This window comes from Arhodomonas sp. KWT, from assembly GCF_010993615.1.
On sequence record NZ_WNXE01001036.1, the window covers coordinates 1 to 580 of the forward strand.

Genomic DNA, 580 nt, shown 5'->3' on the forward strand with positions numbered 1-580 from the left:
GACCTGCAGGTGCTGGCGCAGGCCGGTGAGGCGGTGGAGACGCAGCCCGTGTTCCGCTTCCTGCATGCGGTGGTGGATTGCCCGAGGCCGCTGGTTGCCGAGGTCCGCGGCAATGCCGTTGGCCTGGGGACGACGCTGCTGTTGCATTGTGACGCGGTGATCGCCGCCACCGATGCCACCTTTGCCATGCCTTTCGTCCAACTCGGTCTGGTGCCGGAGTTCGGGAGCACCCTGCTGCTGCCCGAGCTGGTCGGGCCACAGCGGGCTGCGCGGCTGCTTATCCTCGGCGAACGCTTCGACGCGCGGGAGGGGGAGCGCCTCGGTCTGGTCTCCCAGGTGTGCGAGCCGCCGGCACTGGAGGCGGTCGCCGGGGCGTGGTGTCGTCGCATCGCGACAGCGCCCGCCGGCGCTGTCGCGGCCACGCGCAGCCTGTTGCGAGGCCCGCAGTGGCGGGCCCGGCTGCACGAGGCGGTCGATCGCGAGGCGGCAGTTTTCGCCGAACGGCTCAATTCGGTTGAGCACCGGCAGGCGGTGGCCGCATTCTTCGGGGCAGAGGGTGACGGATAATCATGAAATGCCG

At 70.2% G+C, this 580-nt stretch carries 1 protein-coding gene; it reads left to right on the plus strand.

What is annotated here, in order from left to right; genetic code table 11:
• On the plus strand, positions 1–567 hold a 567-nt coding region (locus tag G7A99_RS24015), incomplete at its 5' end, for an enoyl-CoA hydratase-related protein (protein WP_205600050.1).
• Positions 568–580: the final 13 nt, after the last annotated feature.